Source organism: Actinomyces sp. W5033, assembly GCF_051303165.1.
The window spans coordinates 181,386-187,582 of record NZ_JBPPGD010000005.1 but is presented as its reverse complement, the minus strand read 5'-3'; the positions used below and the strand labels follow the sequence as shown (position 1 = coordinate 187,582).

Genomic DNA, 6,197 nt, shown 5'->3' with positions numbered 1-6,197 from the left:
CCAGTTGCTGTGGGCATGATGTCTTGCCCCTGTCCGTAGATGATCCGGGGGGTGTTGTCACCCGCAGCAGCCGGACGCTGGTGACCGCTGATAAGGGGAACGACCCACCGCGTGTGAGGTCTTTCGTAACGTGGGTGCGGAACCGGTCGTCCACCGGCTGGCCCCGTATCGACTTGACCGAGAGGCGGCAGGAGAGATGGATATCGAGGACATCGAGGTCTTCATCGGCATCGACGTCGGCAAGACGGACCACTGGGCCACGGCCCTGAGCCGGGACGGGCGGAAGGTCCTCGACAAGCCCCTTCCCAATGACGAGGCACGTCTGCGTTCCCTTTACGGCAAGCTGGCCGACCACGGGAGGCTGCTGGTGGTGGTCGACCAGCCCGCCACCATCGGGGCCCTGGCCGTGGCGGTGGCCCAGGACATGGGCATCACCGTGGGCTACCTGCCCGGACTGTCGATGCGACGCATCGCCGACCTGACGCCGGGCAGCGCCAAGACCGACGCGAAGGACGCGGCCGTCATCGCCGGCGCGGCCAGGAGCATGCCTCACACCCTGAGAGCCGTCAGCGCCTCGGACGAGGACGCGGCCGCCTTGTCGATGCTCACGGGATTCGACCTGGACCTGGCCCGCCAGGTCAACCAGAGCGCTAACCGGATCCGGGGCCTGTACACCCAGATCCACCCCGCCCTCGAGGCCGTGGTGGGGCCCTGGCTGGAGCACGACGCCGTCTTGGAGGTCATCGCCGCCTGGCCCACCCCAGCCGATCTGAAGCGAGCGGGCAAGGCAAGGATTGACGCCAGGCTCAAGAAGCACGGGTGCAGGCGGCACGCCACCTGGGCCGGCCAGATCGTCTCGGCCCTGGAGCACCAGACCGTGGTGGTCGCCGGCACCGACGCCGCCGCAACGGTGCTACCTCACCTGGCCAGGCAGCTCATCGCCCTGCACGCTCAGCGGGCCGATGTCGCCGCCCAGGTCGAGGCCCTGGTGGAGGCCCACCCTCTTTATGAGGTCCTGATCTCCATGCCCGGGATCGGGGTCAGGACCGCCGCCGTCTTCCTGGCCGAGACCCTGGGCAAGACCTTCGACACCGGCGCCCAGCTGGCCTCCTACGCCGGGCTCGCTCCCGTCACACGCCGCTCCGGCTCATCGATCCGTGGTGAGCACGTCTCCCACGGCGGCAACAAGAGGCTCAAGCGCGCCATGTTCCTGTCCGCCTTCGCCTCCCTGCGCTCCGACCCCGTCTCCCGGGCCTACTACCAGCGCAAACGAGACCAGGGCAAGCGTCATAACCAGGCCGTTCTCGCCCTGGCCCACCGCCGCATCCTGACCCTGCACGCCATGATCCGAGATGGAGCCCTCTACGACCCACAACCAGCCACGAAACTACCCGCCGCCGCTTGACACACCACATAGGGGCACCCCCCTGTGGGGGCCGACGTCGTGCCTCGCGCCCAGCAGTGGGAGGATGCGTGCCATGACGCAGTCCCCTCACCAGGCCCAGCCCACCACCAGCGCCGCCCAGCACGAGGCCGCGCCCCAGGACCCGCAGACGCTTGCGCAGCGGGGTGACAACCGCTCCCACCGGCCCACGAACCCTGCCTTCAAGGACTTCATCGGCTCCTCCTGGGGCCCGCGTCCTGCCGGCCTGCCGTCTCTGAACGAGGCCGCCCCCTGGGCCGCGCAGCGCCGTGCCCGTCTGGGCGCCCAGTTCCTCGGCGAGCGTCTGGTGCTGCCGGCCGGGCCCCTCAAGGTCCGCAGCAACGACACCGACTACCGCTTCCGCCCGCACTCAGCCTTCGCCCACCTGGCGGGCACGGGCACGGACTTCGAGCCCGACGCGGTCCTCGTCCTGGACCCGCTCACCGCCCCGGGGCAGGCCCCGGCGCAGGGCCAGGCCTCCCACGAGCCCGTCATCTACTTCCGTCCGCGGGCCTCACGCACGAGTGAGGAGTTCTACGCCGACCCGCGTTACGGAGAGCTGTGGGTGGGCGTGCGCCCCTCGCTGGAGGAGGTCGAGGCCTCCACCGGCGTGCGCGCGGCGCACATCGACTCCCTGGGCGACGCCCTGGCCAAGGACGCGGGGGTGGAGGCGGTCCACCTGCGGGTGCTGGCGGAGGCCGACTCCGCCGTCACGGCCCTGGTGGACCAGGTGCGCCAGGCGGCGGGCCTGGCCGTCGGGCAGGAGGCCCAGCAGGAGGATGACGCCCTGGCCGAGGCTGCCAGTGAGCTGCGCCTGACGAAGGACGCCTGGGAGGTCGCCCAGCTCCAGGCGGCCGTGGACGCCACGAAGGCGGGCTTCGACGACCTCATCCGCTCGATCCCGAGGGCGACGGCGCACTGGCGCGGTGAGCGCGTCCTGGAGGGGGCCTTTGGGGCGCGCGCACGTGAGGAGGGCAACGGCCTGGGCTACGAGACGATCGCTGCCTGTGGCGACCACGCCAACACGCTGCACTGGATCGTCAACGACGGCGCCGTGCGCCCGGGCGAGATGGTGCTCGTGGACGCCGGCGTCGAGGTGGACTCGCTGTACACGGCGGACGTCACCCGCACGATCCCGGTGGACGGCCGTTTCACCGAGCCGCAGCGTCGCGTGTACGAGGCGGTGCTGGAGGCGGCGGACGCGTCCTTCGCTGTGGCCAGCGAGCCGGGGGCGCGCTTCCGCGACCTGCACGCGGCCGCCATGAGGGTGCTGTCCCAGCGCCTGTTCGACTGGGGGCTGCTGCCGCAGGGCGTGACGCCGGAGATGAGCCTGGCCCCGGACGGCCAGTACCACCGTCGCTGGATGGTGCACGGCACGAGCCACCACCTGGGGCTGGACGTGCACGACTGCGCGCAGGCGCGCCGTGAGATGAGCATGGACGCCCTGCTCGTGCCTGGCATGGTCTTCACGATCGAGCCCGGCCTGTACTTCCGTGCGGACGACCTGCTCGTGCCCGAGCAGATGCGTGGGATGGCCGTGCGCATCGAGGACGACGTCGTCATCCGTGAGGATGGTCGCGCTGAGCGCCTGACGGCAGCGATCCCCCGCAGGGTCGAGGAGGTTGAGGCCTGGGTGAGCGGTCTGCTCGCGCAGTGACCCCGTCCTGGGCGGCGGCTCACGCCTGCTGTGGCGGGCCCCCTGTACGCCGGCGGATCACCTGTACGCCGGCGGATCACCTACCGGCGTCTGTGAGGTGATCCGTGCACGCACAGGTGATCCGTCCTCACCCTAGACATTTCGTCACACACCGATATCATCGGTATATGACGATCATTCATGAGCCGCTGCCCACGGACCGGACCCTGGACACGGGGGCCGTCGAGCAGCTGAGGGACCTCGCCGCCCTCCTGGCCATCCTGTCCGACCCGACGCGGCTGGCTGTGCTCCAGCACCTGCGTGGCGGCGAGCACCGTGTCGGCGAGCTCGCCGAGCACCTTGGCCTCGCCCAGTCCACGGTGTCCCAGCACCTGAGTCTGCTGCGCGAGGCCAGGCTCATCTCCACGCACTCGCACGGGCGCTGCCGCGTCAGCCGCCTGGAGCACGAGGACCTGCTCACCACGGTCCTCGTCAGCGCCCGCGCGCTCGCCGAGGCCACCCGTTCACTTCCGAGAGGCACCGAGGAGGGCCGCGCATGAGCACCGCGCACGGCCACAGCACGCACAGCCACTGCCATGACCACGCCGCGGCCTCCTCGGCCAGGCGCCTGGGCCTCGTGCTGGCCCTGACCGCCACGGTCCTGCTCGCCGAGCTCGTCACCGCCCTCCTGTCCGGCTCCCTCGCCCTGCTGGCCGACGCCGGCCACATGGCCACCGACTCGGCGGGGGTCGTCATCGCCCTCACCGCCGCGCTGCTGGCCAAGCGCCCGGCCTCGGACCACTCCACGTGGGGCATGCGCCGCGCCGAGGTCATCGGGGCCGCGCTCCAGGCCGGCATGCTCTCCATCGTCGGCCTCGTGGTCGCGGTGCGGGCAGTCATCGACATCCTGTCCCCCTCCCCGGTCGCAGCGGCCCCGATGCTCGTCATGGGCGTCGTCGGCCTCGTCGCCAACGTCCTCAGCCTGCTCGTGCTCACGGGAGGACGGAGCGACAGCCTCAACATGCGCGCCGCCTTCCTCGAGGTCGCCAACGACGCACTCGGCTCCGTCGGGGTCGTCGTGGCTGCCGCGGTCATCGCCCTCACCGGCTGGCAGCAGGCCGACGCCGTCGCCTCCCTGCTCATCGTCGCCCTCATCGTGCCGCGGGCGGTGTCCCTGCTGCGCTCGGCCGGCGGCGTCCTCATGGACTTCACCCCCCAGGACCTCGATCTGGGACAGGTGCGCCGCCACCTCACGGACCTCGACGGCGTCGTCGCCGTCCACGACCTCCATGCCTGGACGGTCGCCTCGGGGCTGCCGGTGCTCACCGCGCACGTCGTCGTCACCGACGAGCACTACGCGGCCGGGACCACGGCAGACCTGCTCAGCGCCATGCAGTCCTGCGTCGCCGAGCACTTCCCTGTGCGCATCCAGCACTCGACCTTCCAGATCGAGCCGACCGGCCACCGCGAGCCCGTGGCCTGCGCCTGAGCCCGGCCGGCTCGCCGGCGGGCAGGGCGCGCCCCCGCCCGCCGGGAGCGGCGCAGGGCTCTCAGCCCTGGCGGTAGCGACGCCGCGTCGGGGCGGGCACGTGCACCGAGCCCGTGTCACCGGCGCCCTCCAGGTGCTCACGGGCGAAGGCCAGGGAGGAGGCCAGCGCCTCGCGCCGCTGTGCCTCACTCATCCCGCGCGTGGAGACCTCGACGACCACCTGCCCGCCCCCGGCCTCGAAACCGGTGGCGGCTAGGTGCCTGAGCACGCCCGCGCAGTCCTGGTCGCCCTGCCCCGGCAGGAGGTGGTCGTCGCGGAAGCCGGGCACGCCGTCGGTCAGGTGCAGGTGGCGCAGCGTCGGGCCCAGCGCACGCGCCATGGCCAACGCGTCCGAGCCGGAGGTGGCCGCGTGGGAGATGTCGAGGGTGACAGAGCGGTAGCCCTGCCCCACCGGGTCCCACGTGGGTGAGTAGCCCTGGAAGTCCCGGGTCGAGTGCGGCTGGCGCGGGCGCCAGGTGAACATGTTCTCGACGGCGAGGTGCACCTTGCCCGTCTGCTCGCGCATGTCGATGCCCCGCACGAACTGGCGCGCGTAGCGGGTCTGCCAGAAGAAGGGAGGGTGCAGCACGACGGTCGGGGCCCCCAGGGCCTCAGCCAGCTCGACCGAGCGGTCGATCTTCTCCCACGGGTCCGGCCCGAAGACGGGACGGGTGAGGATGAGCGTGGGGGCGTGGACGGCGAGCACCGGCTGCCCGTAGTGCTGCGCGAGACGGCCAAGGGCCGCGGCGTCCTGGGTCACGCGCTCGGACCACACCATGACCTCGACACCGTCGTAGCCAAGCTCGGCAGCGGTGCGGAAGGCCGCGGTGGCGTTGCCGGGGTAGACCGAGGAGGTCGACAGGCCGATGGGGACGGCCACGTCAGTCCTCCCGGTCCGAGGCCGTCCCGGCTCCGGGCGCCCCGGGCGTCCCGGGCGTCCCGGGCGTCGTGCTGCCGGGCTCGGCGACGTCGGACAGGCGCACACCGAAGCGCGGCTGCTCGTCCGGTCGGGAGCCGAAGGCCGTGGGCTCATCGGCCCGGGAGGCCTCGCGGGCGGCCCGCCGCTCCTCCGCACGGCGCGCCGCGGCCCCGCCCCGGGCGAGGTTGCCCGGCGCCTGGGCCAGGGCCTGGGCCGCCTGCGCGGCCTGGTGGGAGGCGATGATGGAGTAGCGCGAGGCGATGACCGAGCTCGTGGAGGTGAAGTCGCGACGGCCACGGGTCAGGGCGTAGCCGACCACCTGGAAGAGGACTCCCCACACGACCCCCAGGAGCAGCGCCATGAGGAAGCCCACCCCACCGGCGGGGGCGTTGCCGAAGAAGGAGAGCATGGCGCCCACAAGGACGCCGAGCCACAGGCCCGATGCCGCGCCCGAGGCGACGGCACGCCCCCAGCTCATACGACCGGTGATGTTCTCCACCTGACGCAGGTCGGTACCCACGATGGCGAGGTACTGGACGGGGAAGCCGGCGTCGCTCAAGGAGTCGACGGCGGCCTGGGCCTGCGGGTAGGTGGCGAAGGAGGCGACCTCCTCCCCCTGGGGCATGGTCCTGGCACGGGTCACGGGCGAGGTGCTCAGCGGCTGGCTCATGAGGCCATCGTCCCACGCGTC

The 6,197-nt window shown here is 72.1% G+C and carries 6 protein-coding genes; 4 read left to right on the top strand and 2 right to left on the bottom strand.

All coding sequences use genetic code 11. The annotated features are described in order from the left end of the window. Positions 1-196: 196 nt before the first annotated feature. The 4 genes from ACSJJR_RS05200 to ACSJJR_RS05185 all read left to right on the top strand — a co-directional run bounded on the left by ACSJJR_RS05200 (position 197) and on the right by ACSJJR_RS05185 (position 4,548). Positions 197-1,405 carry an IS110 family transposase gene (locus tag ACSJJR_RS05200; protein WP_435941460.1) on the top strand — a complete coding sequence of 403 codons (1,209 nt, stop codon included), beginning with the start codon at positions 197-199 and terminating at the stop codon, positions 1,403-1,405. Positions 1,406-1,478: 73 nt separating this feature from the next. Continuing rightward, complete coding sequence (locus ACSJJR_RS05195) at positions 1,479-3,080, top strand: aminopeptidase P family protein (RefSeq protein ID WP_435942445.1); 1,602 nt, start codon at positions 1,479-1,481, stop codon at positions 3,078-3,080. Positions 3,081-3,247: 167 nt separating this feature from the next. After that, positions 3,248-3,619, top strand: coding sequence for an ArsR/SmtB family transcription factor (locus ACSJJR_RS05190; protein WP_435942444.1), 372 nt, complete (start codon positions 3,248-3,250; stop codon positions 3,617-3,619). Continuing rightward, positions 3,616-4,548 carry a cation diffusion facilitator family transporter gene (locus ACSJJR_RS05185; protein ID WP_435942442.1) on the top strand — a complete coding sequence of 311 codons (933 nt, stop codon included), beginning with the start codon at positions 3,616-3,618 and terminating at the stop codon, positions 4,546-4,548. Before ACSJJR_RS05190 ends, ACSJJR_RS05185 begins: the two co-directional genes overlap by 4 nt. Before the next feature lie 61 nt (positions 4,549-4,609). Here ACSJJR_RS05185 and ACSJJR_RS05180 read toward each other — a convergent pair whose 3' ends face one another. Next, the gene (locus ACSJJR_RS05180) at positions 4,610-5,467 is read right to left on the bottom strand and encodes a sugar phosphate isomerase/epimerase family protein (protein ID WP_435942441.1); all 858 of its coding nucleotides are present in this window, start codon (positions 5,465-5,467) and stop codon (positions 4,610-4,612) included. A 1-nt stretch (position 5,468) separates the two neighbouring features. Next, positions 5,469-6,176, bottom strand: a complete 708-nt coding sequence (locus ACSJJR_RS05175) for a general stress protein (protein ID WP_435942440.1) — start codon at positions 6,174-6,176, stop codon at positions 5,469-5,471. Positions 6,177-6,197: the final 21 nt, after the last annotated feature.